26 protein-coding genes and 1 tRNA gene are annotated in these 24,225 nt (G+C 38.0%); 15 read left to right on the top strand and 12 right to left on the bottom strand.

Annotated elements, in window-relative coordinates; all coding sequences use genetic code 11:
• Positions 1-9: 9 nt before the first annotated feature.
• A complete protein-coding gene (locus ACLFMM_RS02370) occupies positions 10-807 on the bottom strand; it encodes a 2-amino-3,7-dideoxy-D-threo-hept-6-ulosonate synthase (protein WP_410807112.1) in 798 nt (265 codons plus the stop codon).
• A gap of 170 nt (positions 808-977) precedes the next feature.
• Here ACLFMM_RS02370 and ACLFMM_RS02365 point away from each other — a divergent pair, with 170 nt between their 5' ends.
• Positions 978-1,547: a GMP synthase subunit A gene (locus ACLFMM_RS02365; protein WP_410807111.1), complete on the top strand. Its 570-nt coding sequence runs from the start codon at positions 978-980 to the stop codon at positions 1,545-1,547.
• Between the two features lie 40 nt (positions 1,548-1,587).
• Here ACLFMM_RS02365 and ACLFMM_RS02360 read toward each other — a convergent pair whose 3' ends face one another.
• Both ACLFMM_RS02360 and ACLFMM_RS02355 read right to left on the bottom strand, forming a co-directional pair.
• Positions 1,588-2,910, bottom strand: coding sequence for a signal recognition particle protein Srp54 (locus tag ACLFMM_RS02360; protein WP_410807110.1), 1,323 nt, complete (start codon positions 2,908-2,910; stop codon positions 1,588-1,590).
• A 125-nt stretch (positions 2,911-3,035) separates the two neighbouring features.
• Positions 3,036-3,110: transfer RNA gene (locus ACLFMM_RS02355), tRNA-Met, on the bottom strand.
• A gap of 250 nt (positions 3,111-3,360) precedes the next feature.
• Between ACLFMM_RS02355 and ACLFMM_RS02350 the strand changes: the two genes are divergently transcribed.
• The 4 genes from ACLFMM_RS02350 to ACLFMM_RS02335 all read left to right on the top strand — a co-directional run bounded on the left by ACLFMM_RS02350 (position 3,361) and on the right by ACLFMM_RS02335 (position 6,281).
• Positions 3,361-4,065: a phosphoribosyltransferase gene (locus tag ACLFMM_RS02350; protein ID WP_410807109.1), complete on the top strand. Its 705-nt coding sequence runs from the start codon at positions 3,361-3,363 to the stop codon at positions 4,063-4,065.
• 15 nt (positions 4,066-4,080) lie between these two features.
• A complete protein-coding gene (gene mtnP / locus ACLFMM_RS02345; RefSeq protein ID WP_410807108.1) occupies positions 4,081-4,944 on the top strand; it encodes an S-methyl-5'-thioadenosine phosphorylase in 864 nt (287 codons plus the stop codon).
• 48 nt (positions 4,945-4,992) lie between these two features.
• Complete coding sequence (locus tag ACLFMM_RS02340) at positions 4,993-5,412, top strand: Zn-ribbon domain-containing protein (protein WP_410807122.1); 420 nt, start codon at positions 4,993-4,995, stop codon at positions 5,410-5,412.
• An 89-nt stretch (positions 5,413-5,501) separates the two neighbouring features.
• Positions 5,502-6,281, top strand: coding sequence for a heparan-alpha-glucosaminide N-acetyltransferase (locus tag ACLFMM_RS02335; RefSeq protein WP_410807107.1), 780 nt, complete (start codon positions 5,502-5,504; stop codon positions 6,279-6,281).
• Between the two features lie 5 nt (positions 6,282-6,286).
• Here the strand turns inward: ACLFMM_RS02335 and dinB are convergent, their stop codons facing one another.
• Complete coding sequence (dinB, locus tag ACLFMM_RS02330) at positions 6,287-7,381, bottom strand: DNA polymerase IV (RefSeq protein WP_410807106.1); 1,095 nt, start codon at positions 7,379-7,381, stop codon at positions 6,287-6,289.
• Between the two features lie 112 nt (positions 7,382-7,493).
• On the opposite strand from dinB, the gene ACLFMM_RS02325 reads away from it, so the two are divergent.
• From ACLFMM_RS02325 to dapB, 4 genes are all read left to right on the top strand, one after another.
• Complete coding sequence (locus ACLFMM_RS02325) at positions 7,494-7,790, top strand: hypothetical protein (RefSeq protein ID WP_410807121.1); 297 nt, start codon at positions 7,494-7,496, stop codon at positions 7,788-7,790.
• 102 nt (positions 7,791-7,892) lie between these two features.
• Positions 7,893-8,093 (top strand): 30S ribosomal protein S17e, encoded by a 201-nt coding sequence (locus ACLFMM_RS02320; RefSeq protein WP_410807105.1) that lies wholly within the window; start codon positions 7,893-7,895, stop codon positions 8,091-8,093.
• A gap of 17 nt (positions 8,094-8,110) precedes the next feature.
• Entirely contained in the window at positions 8,111-8,983 is an 873-nt protein-coding gene (gene dapA / locus ACLFMM_RS02315; protein WP_410807104.1) for a 4-hydroxy-tetrahydrodipicolinate synthase, read from the top strand.
• Entirely contained in the window at positions 8,983-9,774 is a 792-nt protein-coding gene (dapB, locus tag ACLFMM_RS02310; protein WP_410807103.1) for a 4-hydroxy-tetrahydrodipicolinate reductase, read from the top strand. Before dapA ends, dapB begins: the two co-directional genes overlap by 1 nt.
• Positions 9,775-9,791: 17 nt before the next feature.
• Here dapB and pyrI read toward each other — a convergent pair whose 3' ends face one another.
• Both pyrI and pyrB read right to left on the bottom strand, forming a co-directional pair.
• On the bottom strand, positions 9,792-10,274 hold the full coding sequence (gene pyrI / locus ACLFMM_RS02305; RefSeq protein ID WP_410807102.1) for an aspartate carbamoyltransferase regulatory subunit: 483 nt from the start codon (positions 10,272-10,274) through the stop codon (positions 9,792-9,794).
• Positions 10,271-11,197, bottom strand: a complete 927-nt coding sequence (pyrB, locus tag ACLFMM_RS02300) for an aspartate carbamoyltransferase (protein WP_410807101.1) — start codon at positions 11,195-11,197, stop codon at positions 10,271-10,273. The genes pyrI and pyrB overlap by 4 nt, the downstream gene beginning before the upstream one ends.
• A 129-nt stretch (positions 11,198-11,326) precedes the next feature.
• On the opposite strand from pyrB, the gene hxlA reads away from it, so the two are divergent.
• The 5 genes from hxlA to ACLFMM_RS02275 all read left to right on the top strand — a co-directional run bounded on the left by hxlA (position 11,327) and on the right by ACLFMM_RS02275 (position 15,269).
• Positions 11,327-12,595 carry a 3-hexulose-6-phosphate synthase gene (gene hxlA, locus ACLFMM_RS02295; RefSeq protein WP_410807100.1) on the top strand — a complete coding sequence of 423 codons (1,269 nt, stop codon included), beginning with the start codon at positions 11,327-11,329 and terminating at the stop codon, positions 12,593-12,595.
• Position 12,596: 1 nt separating this feature from the next.
• Positions 12,597-13,361 (top strand): A24 family peptidase C-terminal domain-containing protein, encoded by a 765-nt coding sequence (locus tag ACLFMM_RS02290; protein WP_410807099.1) that lies wholly within the window; start codon positions 12,597-12,599, stop codon positions 13,359-13,361.
• A 65-nt stretch (positions 13,362-13,426) separates the two neighbouring features.
• On the top strand, positions 13,427-13,564 hold the full coding sequence (locus tag ACLFMM_RS02285) for a hypothetical protein (protein ID WP_410807098.1): 138 nt from the start codon (positions 13,427-13,429) through the stop codon (positions 13,562-13,564).
• Between the two features lie 162 nt (positions 13,565-13,726).
• On the top strand, positions 13,727-14,230 hold the full coding sequence (locus tag ACLFMM_RS02280; protein WP_410807097.1) for a type 1 glutamine amidotransferase domain-containing protein: 504 nt from the start codon (positions 13,727-13,729) through the stop codon (positions 14,228-14,230).
• Positions 14,231-14,597: 367 nt separating this feature from the next.
• On the top strand, positions 14,598-15,269 hold the full coding sequence (locus ACLFMM_RS02275; protein ID WP_410807096.1) for a VPXXXP-CTERM sorting domain-containing protein: 672 nt from the start codon (positions 14,598-14,600) through the stop codon (positions 15,267-15,269).
• A 313-nt stretch (positions 15,270-15,582) separates the two neighbouring features.
• On the opposite strand, the gene ACLFMM_RS02270 is transcribed toward ACLFMM_RS02275, so the two are convergent.
• The 6 genes from ACLFMM_RS02270 to pheA are packed head-to-tail and all read right to left on the bottom strand — an operon-like array spanning position 15,583 to position 23,682.
• Complete coding sequence (locus tag ACLFMM_RS02270) at positions 15,583-18,057, bottom strand: hypothetical protein (protein ID WP_410807095.1); 2,475 nt, start codon at positions 18,055-18,057, stop codon at positions 15,583-15,585.
• On the bottom strand, positions 18,057-19,955 hold the full coding sequence (locus ACLFMM_RS02265; protein WP_410807094.1) for a BatA domain-containing protein: 1,899 nt from the start codon (positions 19,953-19,955) through the stop codon (positions 18,057-18,059). Before ACLFMM_RS02265 ends, ACLFMM_RS02270 begins: the two co-directional genes overlap by 1 nt.
• Entirely contained in the window at positions 19,949-20,833 is an 885-nt protein-coding gene (locus ACLFMM_RS02260; protein ID WP_410807093.1) for a DUF58 domain-containing protein, read from the bottom strand. Before ACLFMM_RS02260 ends, ACLFMM_RS02265 begins: the two co-directional genes overlap by 7 nt.
• Positions 20,834-20,869: 36 nt before the next feature.
• Positions 20,870-21,844 carry an AAA family ATPase gene (locus tag ACLFMM_RS02255; protein WP_410807092.1) on the bottom strand — a complete coding sequence of 325 codons (975 nt, stop codon included), beginning with the start codon at positions 21,842-21,844 and terminating at the stop codon, positions 20,870-20,872.
• 50 nt (positions 21,845-21,894) lie between these two features.
• Positions 21,895-22,791 (bottom strand): hypothetical protein, encoded by an 897-nt coding sequence (locus ACLFMM_RS02250; protein WP_410807091.1) that lies wholly within the window; start codon positions 22,789-22,791, stop codon positions 21,895-21,897.
• A gap of 36 nt (positions 22,792-22,827) precedes the next feature.
• Positions 22,828-23,682: a prephenate dehydratase gene (gene pheA / locus ACLFMM_RS02245; protein WP_410807090.1), complete on the bottom strand. Its 855-nt coding sequence runs from the start codon at positions 23,680-23,682 to the stop codon at positions 22,828-22,830.
• Between the two features lie 211 nt (positions 23,683-23,893).
• On the opposite strand from pheA, the gene ACLFMM_RS02240 reads away from it, so the two are divergent.
• Positions 23,894-24,225, top strand: a 332-nt coding sequence (locus ACLFMM_RS02240) for a hypothetical protein (RefSeq protein ID WP_410807089.1), incomplete at its 3' end; no start/stop codon positions are given.

Below are 24,225 nucleotides of genomic sequence, written 5' to 3'. Positions count from 1 at the left end.
TTTTCGAAATCATTTGAGCATTTCCAGAGATTCTTCCACGGATTTGTTCTTATGTACGATTTCAGTTATAGCTCTGGTCATGTTGACAGGGTCATCATGCTGGAATGTGTTTCTTCCGATGGCAACCCCTCTTGCACCGGCTTTTATAGATCCGTGTATCATCTCCAGAAATTCCCTGTCTGTCTCAGTTTTGGGTCCGCCTGCTGTTATAACAGGTACAGGACAGCCCTTAACAACATCCCTGAATGATTCGGGGTCACCTGTGTAATTTGTTTTTATAACATCAGAACCAAGCTCAGCTCCAACTCTTGCAACATGAGCAACAAGTTCCGGGTCATTTGAATCCTGGATATTTTTACCCCTTGGGTACATCATGGACAGCAGCGGCATGCCCCAGGTATCACATTTTTTGGCAACATGTCCCAGTTTCTTTAACTGGTCAGCTTCGGTTTCAGAACCAATGTTTACATGGATGGACACAGCATCAGCACCCATTTTTACAGCTTCTTCTACTGTGCATGTAAGGACTTTATCATTGGGATCGGGTCCAAGGGATGTGGATGCACTCATATGGACTATAAGTCCTACATCAAGCCCATAACCCCGGTGCCCGTGGTTTACCATACCTTTCTGCATGAGAACAGCGTTTGCACCGCCTTCTGCAACTTTGTTTATAGAATCACTTATATTTGAAAGCCCTTTTATAGGCCCGACAGTTATACCATGATCCATCGGAATTATAACCATGTTTCTGCTTTCTCTGTCCATTATCCTTTCAATCCGTATAGTTTTGCCTATTTCAGTCATTTTTATACTCCTATTGTTTATATCGTCCTTTTTAATTTAAATTTACCATTCAATCACTGTGATACTATGTCACACAGTAACACGGTTATATTATTTAAAGTTTTTTCTGTAGTTTTTGTAATCAACCAGCACAAAATTAATAAATCACATCTACCTCAGAAACAAATATCATGAATGAATTAAAAATCCTTGTAGTAAATAATTACGGACAATTCTGTCACCTCATTCACCGCACTTTAAGAGACCTTGACATGGATGTCAAGATAGTACCAAATACATTATCAGTAGATGAAATTCTTGCTGAAGAACCAGAAGGTCTGATTTTAAGCGGTGGACCTACAATGGATAGAATAGGCAATTGTGGAGAATATGTGGAAAACATCGATGTACCTATACTTGGAATATGTCTTGGGCACCATCTTATAGCAAAAACATTTGGTGGTGACTGTGGTACTGGAAATCAGGGTGGCTACGCATCTATCGAAGTAGATGTAATAGATGAGAACGATATTTTAAAAGGACTGGGTCCAAAACTGTCAACATGGGCATCACATGCAGATGAGGTAACCAGGATGCCGGATAATTTCATTAGGCTAGCACGCTCTCAATACTGTGAAATCGAAGCTATGAAACATCCGGAAAGACCTGTTTATGGAGTGCAATGGCATCCAGAAGTGGCTCATACTGAAAAAGGTGAAGAACTTTTCTTGAACTTCCTGAAAACCTGCGAAAATTATTGAATTTAAGGATAAAAGCAGGATAATTTTGAGTCTGGGGTTTTTACTGCATTCCAAACTTTTTCATCATCTTTTTCATATTGAATTTGCCCGCTCCGCGGAAATTCTTCATGGCGTTTTGCATTGTTTTGTGATACTTCAGTAGTTCTCTAACATCATCGGGTTTGCTTCCAGAACCTTTTGATATCCTTCTAATTCTGGAACTTCCGATGAGTTTTGGGTCATCCATCTCGTCTTCTGTCATTGAATCCATTATGATTCTGTATCGGGATAATTTTTCACTGGTAACCTGGTATTGTTCTTCTGATATATTCTGTCCCATTCCTCCTGGAATCATCTGCATTACCTGTTTCAGGGGCCCCATTTTATTTACAGCTTCAAGTTGTTTGTACATATCTTTTAATGTAAAACGACCATGCATCATGGATTCAACATCGAGTTCCTCTTCACTCAGTGACTCTTCGGCTTTTTCTATAAGACTGCGGATATCACCCATTCCAAGTAACCTGGATATAAATCGGTCAGGTTCAAATTTTTCGAGGTCACCGCTTGTTTCTCCTACACCTATGAATGCGATAGATGAATTTGTTTCAGAAACAGCTGATAGAGCTCCACCACCTTTTGCAGTACCATCCAGTTTTGTGATTACAACACCGGATATCCCAATTGATTCATTGAAAGCTTTTGCCTGCTCACTGGCCTGCTGTCCAATGGCAGCGTCAAGAACCAGCAATTTCTTGTCCGGTTTTGCAATGGAATGTATCTGTTCCATCTCTTCAATAAGGTCTTCTTCCAGAGAGTGCCTACCGGCTGTATCAATAATTAATACATCATATTTTCCAAGTTTTTCCATCCCTCTTTCTACAATGCCAATTGAATCCTCATTATCCTCTTCACCGTAAAACGGGACATTGATTTTTTCACACAATGATTTCAACTGGTGGTATGCACCAGGTCTGAATGTATCGGCACAAATAACAGCAGGTTTTAAACCTTTTTTCTGAAAATATCTTGCAAGTTTTGAAGTTGTAGTGGTTTTACCACTACCCTGCAGACCAATCATCATTATGCTCTGCGGCTCAAGGTTAATTTCGGTTCCTTTACCAATGATGTTGATAAGTTCCTGATAGACAATCCTTATAACATGTTCTCTTGGATTCATTCCAGAAGGGACATCTTCCTTGAGGGCACGCTCTTTAATCTGTTTTGACATTCTCATAACAAGCTGTACATTGACATCAGCCTGTAGTAATGCCCTCTGGATATCTTTTACTACATCGTTTACACTTTTTTCATCAATCCTTCCGGAACTTACCAGTTTTTTTAGGGCATCCTGCAAGGAACTTCCAAGTTTGTCCATGACCATTTAAAAATCGACCCCATGAAATTTTCTTTTTCTTTATAATTACACTTAAAATGGTACGGTTTTATTAATCTTTTGAAAAACAAACTATCTAATGATTTAAAAATTAGTTAAAAGAAGTAAATGAGTAGCGGGGGATGGATTCGAACCACCGGTCTACGGGTTATGAGCCCGTCGGGATCTCCTGGCTACCCCACCCCGCTTCCTTTTTGTTTGTGAGTGAGTAAGCAGACCCTCACAATGGGTTCTTGATTTATAAAACTTACGTCTGCACTGATTACCGAGTTACACAGTCTGGAATTATTATATAGTGGTTAAATATTATTTGATTTAAATTTTCACCAGCAAAATAAAGAAATAAATATAAAATATGTTGATGAAAATATAAAAACCAGTATTTGTGAGAAATCAGCAAATTGTTCATTACCTATTAAAAATGAAAGGAGATTTTATGTGACATCGAATGACAAATTCAAATGTGTTATAACAAATTGGGATTATATCTACAATCTATGTAGAGATGTGTCCAATGAAGTGAAGAATTCAAATTTTCAACCCGATATTATCATTGCCCTTGCCAGAGGCGGCTGGTTTGCCGGGCGTGTAATGTGTGATTTTCTGGGACTTGATGACCTTACGAGCCTGAAAGTAGAACATTACACAGGTACAGCAGCAGTATCTGGTGGAGGAGCCCAGATAAAGTACCCTATATCATCAGATGCTGTTAAAGGTAAAAATGTTTTAATTGTTGATGACATTATTGATACTGGAGAAAGTATGATACATGCAAAAGAACATGTCCTGGAACAGAATCCAAATGATGTAAAAACCGCTACTCTCCAGTATCTGTATACATCCCATATGGAACCGGATTACTGGAGTGAATATATCGATGATTGGGCATGGATTGTGTTCCCCTGGAATTTCATGGAAGATATGATTAATATTGTTTCTACCCTTATGAAAGATGAAGATGAGCAATTATGGGATATCAAGTCCTTAAAAAGCGGTCTCTACAAATATTATTCGATTGAACCTATATCCTTTGAAATCGCACAGCCGGATCGTTTAAAAGAGATAATGGATGAGATGGAACGTCTGGGTAGAGTAACATCCATGCAGGCTAAAGGTAAAACAGTATGGAAACTTAGAGGATAAAGTTGAGGTGTATATATGAACGAAAGTGCTGACATAGCAATTATCGGCGGTAGTGGTATATATGATGTAGGCTGGTTTGATAATGTAAGGCAAATTGATATTGACACACCATTTGGCAAACCATCCGATAAAATAACCATGGGTGAACATGGTGACAGAACAGTCTGTTTTCTGCCGCGCCATGATGCAGGACATAGGATATCTCCTACACAGTTGAATTCCAGGGCCAATATATTTGCACTGAAAAAGCTGGGAGTAAAACGTATTATTTCAGCATCTGCAGTAGGCAGTTTAAAAAATGCAATAGCGCCACTGGATCTTGTGGTTCCTGATCAGATATACGATAGAACAAAATCAAGAGCCAGCACATTCTTTGAAGAAGGAATTGTTGTACATGCAGGATTTGCTGACCCCTTCTGTCCTGAGCTCTCAAAAACCATAACCGATATAGCACGTTCAAAGGGATATAATGTTTATGGCAGTGGTACTTATGTCTGTATAGAAGGGCCTCAATTTTCCACCCGTGCAGAATCCAGTGTTTACCAATCACTCGGTTTTGATGTTATAGGTATGACGGCATTACCTGAGGTCAAACTTGCAAGAGAAGCTGAAATCTGCTACACAATGATTGCTACTGTCACTGATTATGATGTCTGGAAAGAACAGGATGTGGATGTTGGTACTGTAGTTGAGAATACCAGAAGAAATGTGAATGCTGTAAAGGATATTGTAAGAGATGCAATTGAAAAAATACCGCTTGACAGAAATTGTGTGTGCAAGGATGCTCTTGAAGGTGCCATAATCACAAATCAGAGTATGATACCCTATGATACAAAACGCAAACTTGAACCATTGGTTGATAAATATCTGGAGAAATGACCAATATTTAAATATATGTATCTATCCATAGGTAAAATAGGTGAATGGATGCCTCATAAATGTACCAGATGCGAACAGGTTTTTGAAGATGGGAATTCGGTTATACTGAACGGCTGTCCCAACTGTGGGTGGAACAAATTCCTTTATGTAAAAGGTGAGCAGCAAGTAGATACTGCACCAGCTGAAAAGAAGAAATCTGCTGAGGACAATAAAACATCAGAATCATCAACAAATGATAAGTTTGTCAGAGAGGTAAACGAAGTTTTGGGTACTACAACCAGTAAAATACAGAAATCAAGTTGGATGGAGGATGGAGACAGAGTGGAATCTGTCAGGATACTGGGACCAGGTTCCTATGAATTAAATCTCAGTTCCATAATGGAGCGCAAGGAAATTATCATGGCTATAAAAGAAAATGGGACATATGCGCTTCATCTTCCATCAGTGTTTGATAAAAAGAAAAAATAATCCATTGATATCTCTCTGGCATCTTATTGGTACTGATATAGGTATGTTTTTCTTCAAAGGAACCATCTTAAAAAATTCAGGTTTTGTTAATGGAAAACGAAATGTATGACAGACCATCTGGACGATTCTGGGAGCTTGATTTTCTGCGCGGAATCGCTATCGTACTAATGATTGTTTTCCATCTACTCTATGACCTTGATTATTTTGGCGGTTATAATTTCAGCCTGCATTCCGGCGTTTTTCTGTATCTGGGTAGAAGTGCGGCGATTATATTTATTTTGCTAGTGGGGATATCATTAACTCTCAGCATATCAAGAACAAAGAAATATTCTTCTCCGGGTCAAAATTTATACCCCAAATACATCAAAAGGGGGTTGAGAATATTCGGGTGGGGGCTGCTTTTAACACTTCTTACATTGACATTTATCGGTGAAGGGGTAATTGTTTTTGGAATTCTCCATTTTATAGGAGTTTCAATTATTCTGGCTTACCCGTTTCTACGTTTCAAATCAATCAATCTATTAATGGGAATAATATTCATATGTCTAGGTTTGTATTTACAAAACTTTAATATTGATTTTCCGTGGCTGTTGTGGCTTGGATTTATTCCTGAAAATTTTTATACCTTTGATTATTTCCCGATTTTACCCTGGTTTGGCGTGGTTCTTATTGGGGTTTTTGCAGGAAATATGCTGTACCCGGGATATACTCGACAATTTAACCTTGCGGATTTATCCCGGTTTATCCCGGTAAATATATTCTGCTTGATGGGAAGATATTCTCTATTTATTTATCTTGTCCACCAGCCATTTTTGATAATGGTTCTCTATCTAATGGGATTTCTGGAAACCGGTACAATTACAATGTAACCATGTTATAAAAAATCAGTAAGCGTGGTCTGTCCGTCTTTCATTTTGAAAAGTTTTGATACTTCAACACCAAGTAATCGGAATTTGCAGTTGCCGTTGTTTCTTATAAACTGATTCATCAATTCTTTGCATCCCTTTTTTATAACATCGGCTTCTGACCTGTAGGAGACAAAAGTTTTTGATCGGGTAAAGGTAGTAAAATCATCCAGCCGGACCTTTAATGTTACTGTCTTGAAAAGATACTTCTTTTTTGTCAGGGAAGAATGGACTTCTTCGCTGAGGATATCAATTATTTCCTCTGCAAGTATAGGGTCTGCAATATCCTCATCAAAAGTATCTTCTTTGCTTATGGATTTGACTTCGTTTTGTTCTTCAACCTCTCTATGGTCGATGCCTTTTGCAAGCTGGTACATCCGGAGCCCGGATTTTCCGAATTTACCTATCAAAATCTGGACATCAAAATTTTTCAGGTCACCGATTGTTTGTATACCCAGTTTATCCAGTGTTTCATTTGTTTTTCTTCCGATACCCGGTATCTTGGACACTGGAAGTGGTGACAGAAACTGTTCAACTTCATCGGGTCTTACAACGGTCAAACCATCAGGTTTGTTGAAATCGGATGCTATTTTTGCGATTGCTTTGTTCGGGGCGATTCCAATTGAACAGGTGAGTTTTTCCTGCTGATAAATTTCGTTTTTAATCCATTGCGCACTTAGGACGGCTTCATCGTAATTTTTAACAGAATCACCAGGGTCTAGATATGCTTCATCTACACTTACCTGTTCAAATTTACCAGTGAATTTTTTAATAATTTCCATTACTTTGGACGATACCTGTTTATAAAGTTTCATATTTACAGGAAGGAATACTGCATGTGGACAGAGTCTATAGGCTTTCGATATAGGCATTGCTGAACCAACCCCATATTCCCTTGCCTCATACGAACATGTGCTGACTACACCTCTACCAGTTCCATCTTTCGGGTCAGAACCAACAATTACCGGGTATCCTTTAAGTTCTGGATTCTCTCTGACTTCTACAGAAGAGTAGAAACTGTCCATGTCCACGTGGAATTTGATACCTTCTGACAGATTCATCATCTGACAATTAAAATCGTTGATAGATAATTTTTATCATACTATAAAACAAAAATATTTAAATCCCATATTGTGCTAGTTCCAACGATACAAAATCAGAGGTAAATAATAGATGATGTCCCTGATAATAGCTATGACCGCCTACATAGTAGTTCTTTTCCTTACAATGCGTGATATCCGTATTTATAGACGGACAAGATATCAATCGTACAGGAAAGGAGCTATAAAAGGTATTGCAGCAATGTTTGCAACACTTTTTGGAGCAATTTTAACATTGACCAATCCAAATATAGGTCTTTTACTTGTTCTAATAGGTCTTTTCATAAACCGCAAGGGTGTAAGGGAGAAGGTATTCCAGAACGCAGGTACACTAGACAGGTTTCTGGGAAAAACCGACATCAACAATCAATGATTCAGTTCTATCCAAAAGGTATAAATGCAAATAATGGTTACCATTACGGCTAGATCCAAAAAATCTGTAAAAATACATCATTAAACAGCAAGGAGAGATTAAATGGGAAATATAAGACAGACTAATATAAAAAACATATCAGAAAGATTGATTAATGACTACAAAAAATATTTCACAAAAGACTTTGAAAAAAACAAACACCTTGTAACTAAATACAGTACAATTAAAAGCAAGGTCATCAGAAACCGTGTGGCGGGTTATGTCACCCGGCGCATGTCACTCAAAACTACTATTGCTGAATAACCAATGGCAGTGATACTATGTTCGAAGGTGTCATGCCGGCTCTTATAACTCCTTTTAATGATGACGATTCCATTAATAAACAGGGATTTAAGGACAACATCAGTTTTGTTGAAAAAGGAGGCGTGTCAGGTATCGTTGCCTGTGGTACTACAGGTGAGTCCGCGACACTGTCAACATCAGAGCATAAAGAATTGATAAATATTGCAGTTGACTGTGCAAATGTACCGGTTGTAGCAGGTACAGGCTCCAACAATACAGCAGAAGCACTGGAACTTACCAGGTTTGCAGAGGATGCGGGAGCAGACGGTGCACTTTTAATATCTCCATATTACAACAAACCTAACAATAACGGTCTTATAAATCATTTTAAAACAATAGCAGAAAATGTGGAAATACCGCTTATCCTGTACAATGTACCGTCAAGAACAGGACAGGATATGCCGCTTGAAGTGATACAGGAACTTTCAAAGTTGGATAATATTGTGGCAATAAAAGATGCATGTGGCGACCTATCCAAAATGTCACAAATGATTGAGTATACTGCTGATGAAGATTTTACTGTTATTTCTGGTGAAGACCCACTAACACTTCCGATACTGTCCATCGGTGGTGAGGGTGTTATTTCGGTTTCAGCCAATATTGTGCCTGATAAAATGGTAAAACTTGTTGATGCTGCACTTAATAATGATATTAAAACTGCGAGACAGGTTCATTATGAAATAGCTCCGCTTATCCGTGCACTGTTCACAGAAACGAACCCGATACCGGTTAAACGTGCAGCTGAACTGATAGGACTTGCCGGTGGACACCTTCGATTACCACTTGCACAGCTTAGTTATGATAATGAACATGTATTAAATGATGCTCTCAAAAAACTGGGGTGTATTTAATGACCAGAGCAGCAGTATCAGGTGCCTATGGTCGAATGGGCAAAATGTTGATTGATAACATCGCCAATTCAAATAATTTCGAGTTGTCAGCTGCTTTTGATATATTCAATATCGGTAATGATGCAGGAGAATCATCAGGAGTAGGAACGGTTGATGTACCAATTTCAGACCCTGAAAATATGGGGGATGTACTGGCTGAAACAAATACCGAGGTTCTGATTGATTTTACAGCACCCAATGCTACAGTTCAGAATGTAATAGCTGCATCTGAACGCGGTGTTAATCTGGTGATTGGTACCACCGGGTTTACTGAAGACCAGAGAAATTCTATCGAACAGTTTATTAAAAAAAACAATGTCTCCGCAGTTATAGCACCCAATTATTCAGTTGGTGTGAATGTATTTTTCAAAATGATAAAGGAAATGTCACGGTATCTTTCTGATTATGATATTGAAATCCTTGAAGCACATCATAACAACAAAAAAGATGCACCAAGCGGGACTGCACTGAAAGCAGCAGATGTCATAATTGAAACCTTGGGTGGTAAAAAATATGTATACGGACGCCAGGGTCATGCACCCCGTGGTGATGAGATAGGGATACATGCCATTCGCGGAGGAGATATAGTAGGTGAACATACAGTTATTTTTGCAGGGGAAGGTGAACGGATGGAATTGAAACACCAGGCAGGCTCACGACAGGCATTTGCAGGCGGAGCAATAAAAGCCGCTCAATGGGTTTCAGGGGCAAAACCCGGTATCTACACAATGGAAGATGTACTTGGGTTTTAATTTTCTTTTTTAACTTTTTAAAGTAGATTGTCTGCAATATTTTCAGATATGATTCTTTCACAGTAGTCACATCTGAGAAATATATCTTTGTTATCCGTGTTCACAGTGAATTTTGATTTTATGGGCTCGTTGCTGTTAGTGATACAGTTGGGGTTTACACACCTGACAATTCCTTCTATATGTTCGGGAATCTGTACCTGTTTTTTACTTGCCACTTTGAAATTGCGTATAATATTGATAGTAGCATTAGGTGCAATCAGGGCAATTTTATCAAATTCCTGTGCATTAATCTCGCGACCTTCGATTTTAATTACATCTTTTTTCCCGTGTGAGCTAGGTGCATTTACAAGCACACTCATTATGCCTTCAGATGTACCGGGTTTACCGATTATTTTAAGGACATTTAATGCTTGACCTGCGGTGATATGGTCTATAACGGTACCGTTTTCAATCGGACGGACTCGAATTTCGTGATTTTCTTTTCTGTTTTCGGTTGTCATTCCACAGTCCCCATTATAAGTGACAGCAGAGCCATCCTGATAGGTACTCCATAAAACGATTGTCTGAAATAACACGCATGAGGTGTAAAATCCACATCAGGGTCAATTTCATTTACTCTGGGCAGTGGATGCATGATTTTGAGTTCCGGATTTGCATTTTTAAGGAGTTCGGCGGTAATCTGTAAACTGGTTGATACTCTCTGGTATTCAGCAGGGTCTGGAAAACGCTCCTTTTGAATCCTTGTGACATAGAGCACATCTACGTTCTGAATAGCCTCTTCAATCGAATCGGTTTGCTTTACTTCTATACCACGGTTTTTGAGGTCTCGTATGATTTCGCGGGGCATTCTCAGTTCTTTCGGAGAAACCAGTGTTATATCAGCATTGTACAGAGACAGTGCATAACAAAGGGAATGCACCGTGCGTCCGTATTTGAGGTCACCGGTAATGGCAACTTTGACACCATCCAGTCGGCTTTCTCTTCGCATGGTATATAAATCCAGAAATGTCTGGGTAGGATGATGTCCTGCACCATCACCTGCATTTATCACAGGTATGGATGATATTTCTGATGCCATTTTAGCAGACCCTTCTTTTGGATGTCTCAGGATGATTGCATCAGCATAACCCTCAATCACATGTATGGTGTCAGTTAGATTTTCACCTTTTATAATAGAACTCGCATCAACTGCACCCAGACTCAGCACGTCTCCACCAAGTCTTTTTATAGCGGTTTCAAAGGACATGCGTGTCCGTGTACTGGGTTCGAAAAAGAGTAGTGACAGAATCTTTCCGTTTAATATGCCGGATTTATCCTCACCATTTGCGATGGGTTCAAGTTTTTCTGCAGTATCAAGGATATGGTCTATCATATCCCGTGAAAAGTCTTTCATTGAGATTATATCAAGGTCTTTGAATCTCATCTGTCATCCAAGACAACTACATGGAATATATTTTTTGCTGATTTGAAATGATTGTGATTAAATTTATAGGAAATTAATTTACTATACAAATATAATAACTACATCATAGGTGATTGTATCAAACCGATTGTGCAGGTAGCGCTTGATTTACTGGAAACCGACCGGGCAATACAGATTGCAAAAGAGGCAGTGGAAGGTGGTATAGACTGGATAGAGGTAGGGACGCCTCTTATTAAAAGTGAAGGGATGTCTGCAATCCGCAGAGTCAGAAAAGAGTTTCCGGATTATACAATACTTGCAGATATGAAAACAATAGATACCGGGTCAATGGAAGTAGAAATGGCGGCAAAATCCGGTGCAGACGTAGTGATGATTCTGGGGAATTCAGACGAATCTACAATAAACGACTCTGTGCGCTCTGCACACCGGTATGGTGTAAAACTGATGGCTGATTTGATGTCTGTTGATAACCCGGTTGAACAGGCAAAACATCTTGAGGAAATGGGTATCGATTATATCAATGTCCATGTTGGTATCGACCAGCAAATGCTTGGATATAACCCGGTACAGCTCCTTAACGATATTATTGGTGCGGTAAATATCCCGGTAGCAGTTGCAGGTGGACTTGATGAAAAAACCGTTTCAGAAATCGTGGATGCCGGTGCAGATATAGTAATTGTTGGCGGGAACATAACCCGTTCCGATAATGTTACTGAAGCGGCAAAAAAAATACGCAGCAGTGTGGAGTCTCCTTCAAAATCAGGTTTTCTCAAACAGTCGCTTGATGATGAAATCTACGAACTTTTTATGACTACTTCAACACCGAATATATCTGATGCCATGCATCGCAAAGGTGCGATGCAAAACATCAGACCTCTTGTCAGGGATACGAAAATGGTTGGGAGAGCAGTAACTGTACAGACATTTGAAGGTGACTGGGCAAAACCGGTCCAGTCAATCGATACTGCAAAACCTGGTGATGTGATTGTAATTTATAACGGCAGCAAACATATAGCCTGCTGGGGTGGTCTGGCTACATTCAGCTGTTTGAACAAAGGTGTTGCAGGAGTTGTCGTTGATGGTGCTGTAAGGGATGTGGATGATATAACAAATATAGGTTTACCGATTTTTGCAAGTAATACAGTACCAAACGCAGGAGACCCTAAAGGATTTGGTGAAATTAATTCTGAAATCATCTGCGGAAACCAGACAGTAAAATCTGGGGATTATATAATAGGAGATAACAATGGAGTAGTTGTTGTTCCAAAAGAGCATGCCTATGAAATCGCCCGCAGAGCAAAAGAAGTAGAAAAGGGTGAACAGCGCCTCTATGAGGAAGTTAAAAGAGGCAGAACATTATCTGAGGTAGCACAACTCAACAAATGGGAGAAACAATAAAATGATAGGTATGTTAAAAGTTCTTTTTTTTATGCCGTTTCTGTTTTATTCGTGCTATTCTGACCTGAAAACACGAAGAGTTCCCAACAAACTCTGGTCGTTAATGCTTGCACCAGGTTCGTTTTTTATAATATACGATATTGTTTCCAATGGGTTATCGCATATTGTACATCTGGGATTTTCGTTTGTTTTTATTTTTGTATTCGTGTACATCCTTTTTTTTCTGAACGCTTTTGGTGGTGCAGATGCAAAATTGATGATGGTTATATCTGTCATAATGCCTGCATTTCCTGTGATTGATATACTTGGTTATACACTACCTCTGCAGTCAATCCCTCCAGTAGATTTGTTCGCATTCAGTGTATTTGGAAACGCAGTAATCCTTACTGTTATTGTTCCGATTGGATTGTTTATCTACAATCTTATAAAAGAACCCATGGAGATACTGAATAAACCGTGGTATATGTTTCTGGGATACAAAACATCAGTGTATGACCTTCAACCAGGCCATATTCGACTACTGGAAAAATATGAAGAATCCAAGAACAGCATCAAAACTAAATTTTCAAGAGGTGGAAAAAAGGTAGATTCTGATACAATAGGAGAACTGAAAAATTATGCTGAAAAAAACCTCATTAACGAACAAATCTGGGTGACGCCCGGATTGCCGTTTATGATACCTATAACTGCTGGTTTTTTGACAGCTGTAGTTTATGGAGACTTGATATTTTACGTCACCTCAAATTATATCGTTCCGTTTATCTAACTCTCTTAAAACAGGGTAATCTTTAATGCAAATCATTACATATCATTTAAAGAGGTGTTAATACAATGCCAGAAGACCAACCACAAGATGAAAAAAATGAAACTAAGGGCAAGAAAAAAAGAAAAGAAGTATATGTTGAACCTATTCATGTTGGTGATGAAAGGGGTAATTACAGAAGACATTTACTGGATACATGTGAATAATTGAATAATGTCTTTTACCAGTTAGTGGGGAATGATTGCGATAATTACTATACCCTCAGTTTTTTTCTTTCTTATGTCGATTGATTTAACCCCAATCAAAGGTTAAATATATAATCAATCAGCAATAACCAGATACTGTAAGGTTACAAAGGGGTTTGGATTTTGAAAGCGTTAATACTTAGTGCAGATAATTTTGAAGATCTTGAGCTCTTCTACCCTCTCAACCGTTTCAAGGAAGCAGGGGTTGATGTAAAGATAGCATCGATGGAAAAAGGAATTATAACCGGCAAGCATGGTTATCCTGCAAATGTGGACCTGACCTTTAATGACGTTAATCCTGAAGATTACGATATATTGGTTATATCTGGAGGTAAAGCACCAGAAAAGGTTAGGCTTGATGAAAAGGCACTTGAGATAACAAAACATTTCTTTGACAGGAACAAACCTGTAGCTGCGATATGTCATGGGGTACAGGTTCTTATATCAGCAGGTGTAGCAAAAGGGCGCAAAGCTACATGCTATATAGGTGTAAGAGATGATTTGAAAGTAGCTGGTGCCGATTACGAGGATAATGAAGTTGTTGTGGACGGGAATCTAATAACTTCAAGAAATCCGAATGACCTCTATGCATTCGGGCGGGAGATTGTTAAAATGATAAAAAAGTAAGTAATTTCTGTTTTATCATTTCTTTTAACTTTTCATTGGTTTATCTATTTACTTGACAGTGGATATTTTTTTGAAATTGAATTAACTAGATCAAATTGTGTATTTTTATCAAATTTAAAAAAATTTCGTATTCATTAATCCCTCTTTTTATTCGTATAATGGGTGGATATAAAACAGAAATTTGAATAAATGATTTATGCACTCACAAATCAGGCAAAATATACTGATTAACAACAGCAACTATTTTTTGGAACAATGTTTCGCAATTATTTTTATTTGGTCATGTCTTATTCGAATCTAAAGTTGTTTAGATTGCATATAAGTGCAATTTAACCAATTATCACAAATATACCGGGGGTATAGGAAAATGATAAAAAGTAAATTGACAAGAATAATGATATTTGCATCGATATTTGTGATGTTTGCAATGGTTGGAAGTGCTTCAGCCGATTCATGGACTGAAGAGGAATTTGAATTAGTAGACCCTTCAACCATGTATAATTTTGACATTGATATGACTATGGAAAGTGCTGATGATAATGTCAAATGGACCATAAATATAAGTGATGTTGGAGATGACCTTACAGAATCTGGAGCACAGCTTGTAATATGTAACAATAGTACAGGAGAATCGTTCTTGGTTGGTTGGAGTCCAGGAACACAGGCGCATTATAAAGAATATGATAGTGGATGGAGTACAGCTATGAGTGTTCCAGATAATATGAACGTAGAAAAATCTACTGATGGAAAACAATTCGAAATAACAGTACCCAAATCTGCACTTGGAGAAACTGGTGGCAAATTCGGATGGGCAATGAATGTAGAAGCAGACACTGATTACACAGGTGGTTCTGACCAACAGCATTTTCCTATAGGTTGGGATAGATGGTCAGTAGGTGGAACCTGCTATGAAGACACAGTTCCCTCTGAACCACAAAAACATGACCATTGGGCAGGAGTACCAACAGCAAATCCAGTGCTTTTAGTTGGTATACTTGGAATTGCACTTGTATTGTTCATGAGAAGACAGCAAAAATAAATATTTAACCAGTAATATGCGTGTTATTTTACACGCTTTTCCTTTTTCTATTTATAAATTATCTTAACATAAATATTATATTTTGGAATTTAAAAGTTCATTTATTTATGTAATTTTGAGAATCTATCCTATTTTATAATTCTTGGGGTTAACTACTTATATCTTGAACACTTTGTTAGGAGTAGATACGAGCAGGAAACTACTTTTTTACCACACTACCCCACAACAAACCCCACTCCCCAACCCGCTCGTCACTACTTTTCTCTTAAATAAAATAAAAGTAAAAATTACTTGATTAACTTACTCTTTACTATTATTCGTTTTCAGTATTTTTGTATTCCTGAATCTCTCTAACTCTTCGGATTATTATCTCCAACAGGAACAGACCCAGTGCTGTGAGAATGAAATACATTTTCAGGTCAAACGGAGTCTGTACAGTTTTAGTGGCACTTTCTCTTGCATCTTCAAGGAGTAGTGCGCGTGCTTCCTGCTCGGTATACATTTTTCCGCCGTGGGATTTGATTAGTGAAGGCAGGTCTTCATTAAATCCGACATCACGATATTCCTGGGCATAATTTACTGCCACAGGGTAACCAGATATGTCATGTATTCCTATATTATCAATTGTAATTGTTCCTTCATATGTATTTTCACCGGTTGCAGAAAGTTCAATCGGTTCATCCCTGTCATCCAGTTGTAATGACGGCAATCCGCCTTCATCATATCTGGTTAATTTGAGTTTTATTGGTGTGCCAGACCATCCATCAGGAGCTTCCAGCACAATACCTTCTTCTGCCCTTGGATTTCCGATAGCCCAGTTTACCATTCCGGACGTGAGTTTGGAGTTGTCCCCGGTATACATCTGTGAAGCCCAACGGTTTCCATTTCCGTAACCATTGTCAGTGGTATAGGATACAACTCTGCCAAGTCCAAATCTCCATGTTGTAACAATAGGTTTTCCGTTTGTGGTGGTTACAAGTCTTTGAGCGCCCGCTTTTGGTGTTACATCATTGTACCCGGAAACATTACCTGTGGTATTGATATTTCTAGTTATAAAATGGTTGGAGTTATATTCAATTACAGAGAATGGTGCAGCGTCTGATATATCTTCATCGTCTGTTGTATCGGTATCATCAAAAACGAGGTTGGCTCGTTGACCACGTTGAATCTGGAAATACGTATCAGTTGACTCTTCTATTTCTTCTATAAACCTCTTTGCATAAAGGTTTCCTCTATTATCGTAACGTCCTTCTATCGATGGGTCACTTGGTTCAATATTTATAAAATAAAAATTTACACCTTTACTTTTCATATCTTTTGCAATATCAAGACTGTCTTGGTGGGCTGAACCAATAGCACCATCTGATATAACAATAACATCTAACATCCCAGTTTCATCTTGTAACCAATTCTGAGCAACATTTAATCCAAGGTTTAATGATGTGTCGGTTTCAGTTTTAAGGTCTCGTATTTTATTTTCCAGACGTTCACGGTTTGACGGTATACCCAGATACACAAGACCATTGGATACATCTTCACCTTTTGTACCAAAAGCAATTACACCAAGATTAGCATCTCTGAGATTTTCATTCTGAATTAGGTTAATCGCATTCCCGAGTATATCACTCTGTGTATCATGAGCGGCAGTACTCTGGGATACATACAGTACTAATACAACATTCCTCCCACCTGTCCATTTTGTTGGTTTTGAATTTATAGGTAGAAGTTCTTCAAAAGACGAGTTTAGGTATCCTCCAAAGTTGTAGGAACGGTCACCACCCACAACTACAAGCCCGTTTCCATCTGTAACATATTCTTTGAGGTTTTCTACTTCGTTCTGTGAAAGTTTATTTATATGCTGGTTATCAAGAATTACTGCCTTTTTGTTGTCAATATTTGAAAAGTCTTGACTGGTTGTCACATCATACAGGTCGTGCAAAATCCTGGAAAGTGGAGAATCAATGTTATTGGCAGTTAACTGTATTTTAGGTTTTGGAATGACATAGACGGATTTGTGAAATTCGTTGTTGATGGTGTCAATGTCTTCGCCAACAGGTGCGATTTTAGCCCTTATGTCACTGGCACCCAGTGATTCGAAGGTATGTTTTACATCTATACTTTTTTCATGTCCTGATTGGGTAAATGTACCGCTTCGTATCAGAGAACCATTTGCATATACTTCAAGGTTGTAGCTTATGGTTTCATCCTTTGCCTGCGATACAATAACTTCAAACTGGTTTTCATTACCTTCAACAACTGTTTTGTCTCCTTTAATCTGCACACTGAGATCGTTTGTCTCAAGCTCTGGCTCAACAGCGTAGACCTTTGTACCGGTGTTTTCTGCAAATTCCAGGGCATCTTCCAGACCCTCGCCGTGGTTGTTATTCCCGTCAGTCACAAGTACAATCTGGTTGTCTCCACCGGAATTTTCTATTATCGCATCTCCCAGATTTGTTTTTTCGCCGCTTAGCTGTACCAGAGTGGCTGGTGTTTTGGATGCCATTGATTCATAGATTCTGGTTCCTATGTTATCTTCAAACAGCTGCATACTGGACGTTTCATCTGATATGACAACAAGATTTGGATTAACATCTGTTTTGGTTTCGCTGACCATGATATAGGGTGAAGCCAGTGCAAGGATTAGCAGGGAAATGATTATTACTCTGGATTCTAATATTCTAGTACTGGTTCCTCTATAAAACAGATACAAAGCTACAATTATTAAAGGTATAATCAGAAGGATGATTTCTGGGTGTTCAAAGGACAGAGGTAGATATGAAAATACCATCAGAGTTCACCACGTTTTCTAATAATATATATTTCAAATATTATCAACAACAGTGCAATTATAATAAGATAAATATCCAAGTCATTCTCTGCAGTATAGGTTTCAGACCTTACTATATTTGGTTCGCCTTCAGTGGCAGCACGCTCGATTACATCTGAACCATCAATTGTTGTATCTGATTCTTTATCATCAAAAAGGTTGACAGCTATATCCTTGCCAGCCACCTTGTAGATACCAACATCATCATACAATACACGGCTTGTAGTCTGATTACCGGTAGGAGTTTGTATACTCTGTCTCTGTGACAGTGATGTCATGGCACCGGTTTCAAGATTGTAATCTGAAACATCACCTGTTCCGCCAAGCCATCCGATCAATTTCACCCAGAATACAGGATATTCAGGAAGGTTGTGGAAATTGCTCCAAGCATCTTCACCAAGTTTGTCATTAAGTCCCAGGTATACAACCGTTCCTTTACCTGCTGACCAGTATGTAAGCATTGGTATATTGTTATGCTTTTGGGTATCACTTCTAGTATCTATAAGAGTTGTGGAATCACTCCTTGGGGTTGCGTTCAAGTATTTATGTACCGCAATTTCATTTAATTTCAGGTCATCAGTAAGCTGGGTTGATTGTACATCTTTTAACGTGATATCATCAGAGGTATCATTAATCCCGAGGGTTTTCACAGGTAGAAGCTGTAAAAGTTCTATTTTTGCGTTTTCTGGTGCCAGTGATTTACCAGCAATAAATACAGCATCTCCACCGTTGTTTATATAATCCTCAAGATTTGAAATTTCGTTATCATTAAGCGATTGGTTTTTGTTTGCAACTACCACCACATCGTAGTTTTTCAGTTGGGATGGAATATTTTCAGAAACTGATGTTCTAATATTTGGAATCAATGATAGGGCGGTTTCTGATGGTATATTATCGCCATCTGATACCAATAATACCTCATTTTCTGAAAATTCCGGAATCGAAACGTAGGCAGTATTATCTACCATTAAACTGTCCTGATTTTCAATCTGGATTCGTGTAATGCCCCGTGAAAGATTGCTTACTTTAAACTGTTTTGTAGAACCTGCTTTTATATCAAATTCCATGCTTCTTATAACTTCACCATTTTCGTTTTTGACTGAAATATCAACATTTCTTGAAACATCATTGTAGTTTTTAACAATACAATTGTAGGAATAAGAATTATCTTCTATATCCACATCACCATAAATTATACCCACGTTGTCAGCAGGTTCTCCAACACTTACAAAATCTACATTATGTCCATGAGATTCAGCAAGTTTTTTCGCTGCCACCGGGTCCTGTCCCTGCCAGTGTGTAAAATCCGAAACAACAATAATTCTCCCGCCTTGATTGGACAGTGCCCTCATTCCACTGGAAATGGCGCCTGAGAGGTCTGCAACAGTACCCTTCGAATCGAGTTTATCAAGTAGGTTTCTGGTATCTGATGCACCGGCATTTTCCAGAGCAGTGACAGGTACACTTTCAGCAAGAATCACGGTGTTTTCCTGACTTACATAATTTTTCGCTTCTTGTATGGCATCATTGAATCTCCCCTCAGTCTGCATGCTTGCAGATGAATCGATAACAATTACGGTATGTTCATCGCTCAATGGTTCTTCAGAAGTATAAAAGGGTCCTGCAGATGCAACAGAGAGGAATATCAGGACAAAGAGTTGAATCAAAAACAATGGATCTTTTATGATTCTTGTGATGGATGAATATATCTTCTTTTTTTCTTTTTCAACCTTCATCAAAAACATCAGGGACGGTATTCTTGCTATCCTTGGTTTTGGTCTTAGAAGATATAATATGATTAAAGGAATAATGCTGAGCAGTGATATAAGAGCAAGTAAATTATCAAACGGAATTACCAACGCCTCCTGCTTATTGTATAGAAGAAAGCATCAAAAATCGGCACATCGGTGTTGAACGTATAAAAATCAGCATCTGCATGGTCACATATTTCCCGGATATTGTTGATATGATATTCAAGTTGTTCCTTGTATTCTTTTTTAAAGTTTTCACTGATATAGGTTTTTAATTCTGACACAGTTTCCAAATCTATTAATTTGCTGTTCCCGTGTACGGGTATATCAATTTCGGTTTTATCAAGCACCTGCACCAGTATGAGGTCATGATTTGAAAATCGATATACTGCAGATTCGATAGATTCTAGATTATCAAGGAAATCCGATATAATTATTACAAGTGAACGGGACCGTATAGCAGGAGTATACTGAATCATGCTTTCCTTTATTGATGTTTGGCCTTCAAGTTCAATTTCACTCAAATGGTCGATGGTACGAATCAGATATTCTCTTCCTCTTTTGGGTTTCGATATATCTACATTTTCAGAAAAAGTAGATATCGCGAATTTGTCATTGTCCTTTGTAACAAGATATGCAAAACCAGCTGCAATCATCGCACCGTATTCAAATTTTGTAACTCCGTCATCACCGGAATAATCCATACTTTTGCTGGAATCAAGAAGTATATGTGTGGTAAGTGATTTTTCTTCTTCATATTGTCGTACATAAAGTTTCTCTGTTCTGGCATAAACATTCCAGTCGATGGACCTGATTTCATCTCCGTGGTAATACTGCCTGTAGCCAGCAGTGTCAATACCGCGTCCGCTGTGTATAGAACGACGGTTTCCAGCGTAAGCTGTTGATACCCTCTTTCTGACCATGAAGGTAAACCGATCAAGCTGCCTGAAAAAATCGATGTCTATTGAATGTTTCTTTCCATTCATTTCAATATCTTGTCTTTTATTTATGGATATGTGGTATTATTTCACATTTTCCAGTATTTTCTTTATAACCTGGTCCTTAGATATTCCACGTCTTTCCGACTCGAATGTAAGAACGATTCGGTGCCTTAGGATTGGATATGCCATAGTTTCTATATCCTCATCACTAACATAATTTCGCCCATGAATCAGGGCGCGAGCTTTTGATACCAGTATCAGACCTATGGATGCCCTAGGGGATGCGCCGTACTCAATATGGTCACTCCATTGCCGGGTAGTCATCACAATTTTTATAACCCTGTTTTTTAACTCATCTGAGATGGGAACGTCACGTGTCAGTTTTTGTAGTCCTAATAGAGTATTTTTGTCAATAACCTTGTCTACATAGGGAGTATCTGCAGTAGTATATCTGTTGACAATATTGAGTTCATCTTCTAATGTGGGATAATCAACCAGTATTTTGAGCATGAATCTGTCCAGCTGGGCTTCAGGCAATGGATATGTACCTTCCATTTCTATGGGGTTCTGGGTTGCAAGTACAAAAAACGGTCTGTCCAGCATGTATGTATCATTTCCTACAGTAACCTGTTTTTCCTGCATGGATTCAAGAAGAGCGGATTGAGTTTTTGGTGATGCACGATTTATCTCATCCGCAAGAACAATATTTGCAAAAACCGGTCCTTGTTCAAACTTAAACATTTTTTTCCCGTCTCTTTCTTCTATAATATGGGTACCGGTTATGTCAGCAGGCATAAGGTCTGGTGTACACTGTATTCTGCTAAAATCCAGTTCCATAGCCTTTGCAATTGTAGAAATGGTGAGAGTTTTTCCAAGTCCTGGATTGCTTTCCACCAGTGCATGGCCATCGCAAAGTATAGCAATAACAATTTGTTCTACAGTATTTCGTTGACCTACGATAACCTTGCTTATTTCATCAAAAAAGTTTTTAAAGGTTTCTCCTACGTTCTGGTATGTTTGGGCCAAATTATTTTCATTAGATGCAGTGGGGCACATCTGATAATCTCCATATAATTAGATTTGATAAAAATTATTTTCTTTATTAATTATTTTTTTGCCATTTCTTCAAAATATCGTTTGATGACATCCTGATGTCCTTCAGGTAAATTCTCGTAATATGCTTTGGATGATATAACATCTCTCTCATTAGCAGATGAGGGTTCAAAAGGTTCAGTGTCTTCATTATCATCTCCTGAAGGGTTAAAACCAGGAGCGGAACTGGATGGAAACTTAAAATCTTTCTTTTCGCCTTCAACCTCAACTATTGAAGTTTCTCCCTGGAGTTCATTTTTCCTGTTATTATCGTCGTCTTCCCTATTATCAGTAATTGGCAAGTCATCTGGATCGTCACCATCTTCAGGTGCAAAGATGTCTTTGCCGATATCCACAGGTTTGATATCTGTATCGTAGTCATAGATTGCAATGATAGAAAGCATGGACAAGGCAACTAAAACTGCTAAAATCCCTGAAGCGACCTTTTTTTTGTTCAACAAGTCTGAAGAGCTTACTTTTTTAGCGGATTCAAGAACTGAATTTATCAGGTCGTTTACAATTATATTACGGGTATTACGATTATCATAGGCTGTTTTGAGGCGTTCACGCAGCTCTGGATATTTTGATTCTATTATCTGTATGGCACCTGTCTTGTCACTGTAGCGGTGTATGGTTAATGTGATTATTAATGCTAGAACTGCAGAAATAATGACCAATACAATTGTTTCATATAATACAGAAAAACCAATAAACTGGTATTGTCTGCCGGTGTAGAGTTCAAAGCTTTTGATACTGGAAAAGATCGTGTCCATGTTGAATATCGCAAATATAATATACAAAAAAACGGAGATAGCTAAAAAATCCAGTAATTTATAGATACGTCTGAACCATTTTAAATTTGATTCATGTTTTTTGACAAAATTTTCAATATTCAAATCATCCTTGACCATAGATAACTCCTTTATATATTCAGATGTTTCTGGAGCTTAATGATTATAATTATCTTCTGGATATGACCCAAGAATTTTTAACATTTTTACCTTTGTTTTCAGTTTATTTAGTGCATCTTTTATAATCTCGTCTTGGATATTACCTTCAAAGTCTATATAGAACAAATAATCACCGAGTGCTTTTTTAGAAGGTCGGGATTCAATTTTTGTTAAATTAATTCTCCTTTTAGCAAATTCTTCAAGGATTTCATACAGAGCACCAGGACAGTTTTTATCCAGATAAACTATGATAGATGTTTTATATAGATGTTCTGATGGAATTAACAGGGAATTGGAATAACCATCCTTTGATGTTATGACAAGAAAACGGGTATAATTTTCATTCTGGTCCTGTATACTGGATATTAATATATTCAACCCATACATTTCTGCAGAGCTACGTGATGCGATTGCTGCCATTTCTTCAAATTCGGTTGCAAGTTTTGCAGCATGTGATGTGCTTCCGGTTGTTCGAAGTTCTGTATTCTTAAAATGAGTTTTTAAAAAATTCCGACACTGTGCAAGTGCCTGCGGATGTGATAATATTATTTTTATATCTGAAAGTGTTCCCTTGGATAAAAGACAGTGTTCAATCGGAACAACTATTTCACCCGTTATTGTAACTTCATTTTCAAATAACTGATCAAGTGTAATACCAACAGATCCTTCGATAGAATTTTCTACCGGAACAACACCAAAATCAATTGTTTTGTCCACAATTGCTGAAAAAGTATCAGTTATATCTTCATAATACTGAAATAATGGGGTTTCTAAACATTTTAGTTTTTTTGACCATTTTTTTGCTGCTTTTTCAGAGTATGACCCAGCAGGACCCAGTACACCAATAATCATGATTTTTAATTGACAGGATGTTTAAAATAGCTTATGATATTGATATTTTTGATATCATTTTCAAATGTAACTAGAATTAGTAATGGTCATTAGGTAATGACTTTAGGATTATAATTTCCTAACATAATATATTCTCATCTGTTCTACTGTTATTTGTATCTAGATACTCATATAAATAAAGTTCTAAAGTATTTAAGGAGGGGGTATAGGAATGAAAAATTACATAAAGACAGGTTATTGTATTGTTATCGCTTTATTCGTGATGCTATTATTAGCTTCATCGGTATCAGCAATAAACGTAGATGGTAACAAAACTGATGGAGAGTGGAATGATAGCTGGGCATTTAACCAGACCAATAATGCCACTGCATCAGCTGAATATGACCCTAATAATCTGGGAGATAGATTAGAAGTAAGACAGGGAGCATTTGGTATAGAACCTGATACTGAAACATGGTACGCAGAGGACCCTAAAAATGATTCGGGGACCGAGTTCGACCAAACCATGGCTCAAAGAGGAGAATCCAGTGGTATGGACATAGA

The sequence above is a fragment of the Methanohalobium sp. genome, assembly GCF_046546175.1.
GTDB lineage: Archaea > Halobacteriota > Methanosarcinia > Methanosarcinales > Methanosarcinaceae > Methanohalobium.
Note: the sequence above shows the minus strand (reverse complement) of the source record. Positions and strands in the feature narration are given on the sequence as shown.

Bases quoted from the DNA above. Each gene is read 5' to 3' on its own strand.
- ACLFMM_RS02255 (WP_410807092.1), bottom strand. From the start codon at position 21,844: ATGTGCCCCACTGCATCTAATGAAAATAATTTGGCCCAAACATACCAG.
- ACLFMM_RS02325 (WP_410807121.1), top strand. From the start codon at position 7,494: ATGTCCCTGATAATAGCTATGACCGCCTACATAGTAGTTCTTTTCCTT.
- ACLFMM_RS02340 (WP_410807122.1), top strand. From the start codon at position 4,993: ATGCCTCATAAATGTACCAGATGCGAACAGGTTTTTGAAGATGGGAAT.
- ACLFMM_RS02285 (WP_410807098.1), top strand. From the start codon at position 13,427: ATGCCAGAAGACCAACCACAAGATGAAAAAAATGAAACTAAGGGCAAG.
- pyrI (WP_410807102.1), bottom strand. From the start codon at position 10,274: ATGACAACCGAAAACAGAAAAGAAAATCACGAAATTCGAGTCCGTCCG.
- ACLFMM_RS02335 (WP_410807107.1), top strand. From the start codon at position 5,502: ATGGAAAACGAAATGTATGACAGACCATCTGGACGATTCTGGGAGCTT.
- ACLFMM_RS02260 (WP_410807093.1), bottom strand. From the start codon at position 20,833: ATGAATGGAAAGAAACATTCAATAGACATCGATTTTTTCAGGCAGCTT.
- ACLFMM_RS02370 (WP_410807112.1), bottom strand. From the start codon at position 807: ATGACTGAAATAGGCAAAACTATACGGATTGAAAGGATAATGGACAGA.
- pyrB (WP_410807101.1), bottom strand. From the start codon at position 11,197: ATGAGATTCAAAGACCTTGATATAATCTCAATGAAAGACTTTTCACGG.
- ACLFMM_RS02275 (WP_410807096.1), top strand. From the start codon at position 14,598: ATGATAAAAAGTAAATTGACAAGAATAATGATATTTGCATCGATATTT.
- ACLFMM_RS02320 (WP_410807105.1), top strand. From the start codon at position 7,893: ATGGGAAATATAAGACAGACTAATATAAAAAACATATCAGAAAGATTG.
- ACLFMM_RS02360 (WP_410807110.1), bottom strand. From the start codon at position 2,910: ATGGTCATGGACAAACTTGGAAGTTCCTTGCAGGATGCCCTAAAAAAA.
- ACLFMM_RS02365 (WP_410807111.1), top strand. From the start codon at position 978: ATGAATGAATTAAAAATCCTTGTAGTAAATAATTACGGACAATTCTGT.
- mtnP (WP_410807108.1), top strand. From the start codon at position 4,081: ATGAACGAAAGTGCTGACATAGCAATTATCGGCGGTAGTGGTATATAT.
- dapA (WP_410807104.1), top strand. From the start codon at position 8,111: ATGTTCGAAGGTGTCATGCCGGCTCTTATAACTCCTTTTAATGATGAC.
- ACLFMM_RS02270 (WP_410807095.1), bottom strand. From the start codon at position 18,057: ATGGTATTTTCATATCTACCTCTGTCCTTTGAACACCCAGAAATCATC.
- dapB (WP_410807103.1), top strand. From the start codon at position 8,983: ATGACCAGAGCAGCAGTATCAGGTGCCTATGGTCGAATGGGCAAAATG.
- pheA (WP_410807090.1), bottom strand. From the start codon at position 23,682: ATGATTATTGGTGTACTGGGTCCTGCTGGGTCATACTCTGAAAAAGCA.
- dinB (WP_410807106.1), bottom strand. From the start codon at position 7,381: ATGATGAATCTGTCAGAAGGTATCAAATTCCACGTGGACATGGACAGT.
- ACLFMM_RS02250 (WP_410807091.1), bottom strand. From the start codon at position 22,791: ATGGTCAAGGATGATTTGAATATTGAAAATTTTGTCAAAAAACATGAA.
- ACLFMM_RS02290 (WP_410807099.1), top strand. From the start codon at position 12,597: ATGATAGGTATGTTAAAAGTTCTTTTTTTTATGCCGTTTCTGTTTTAT.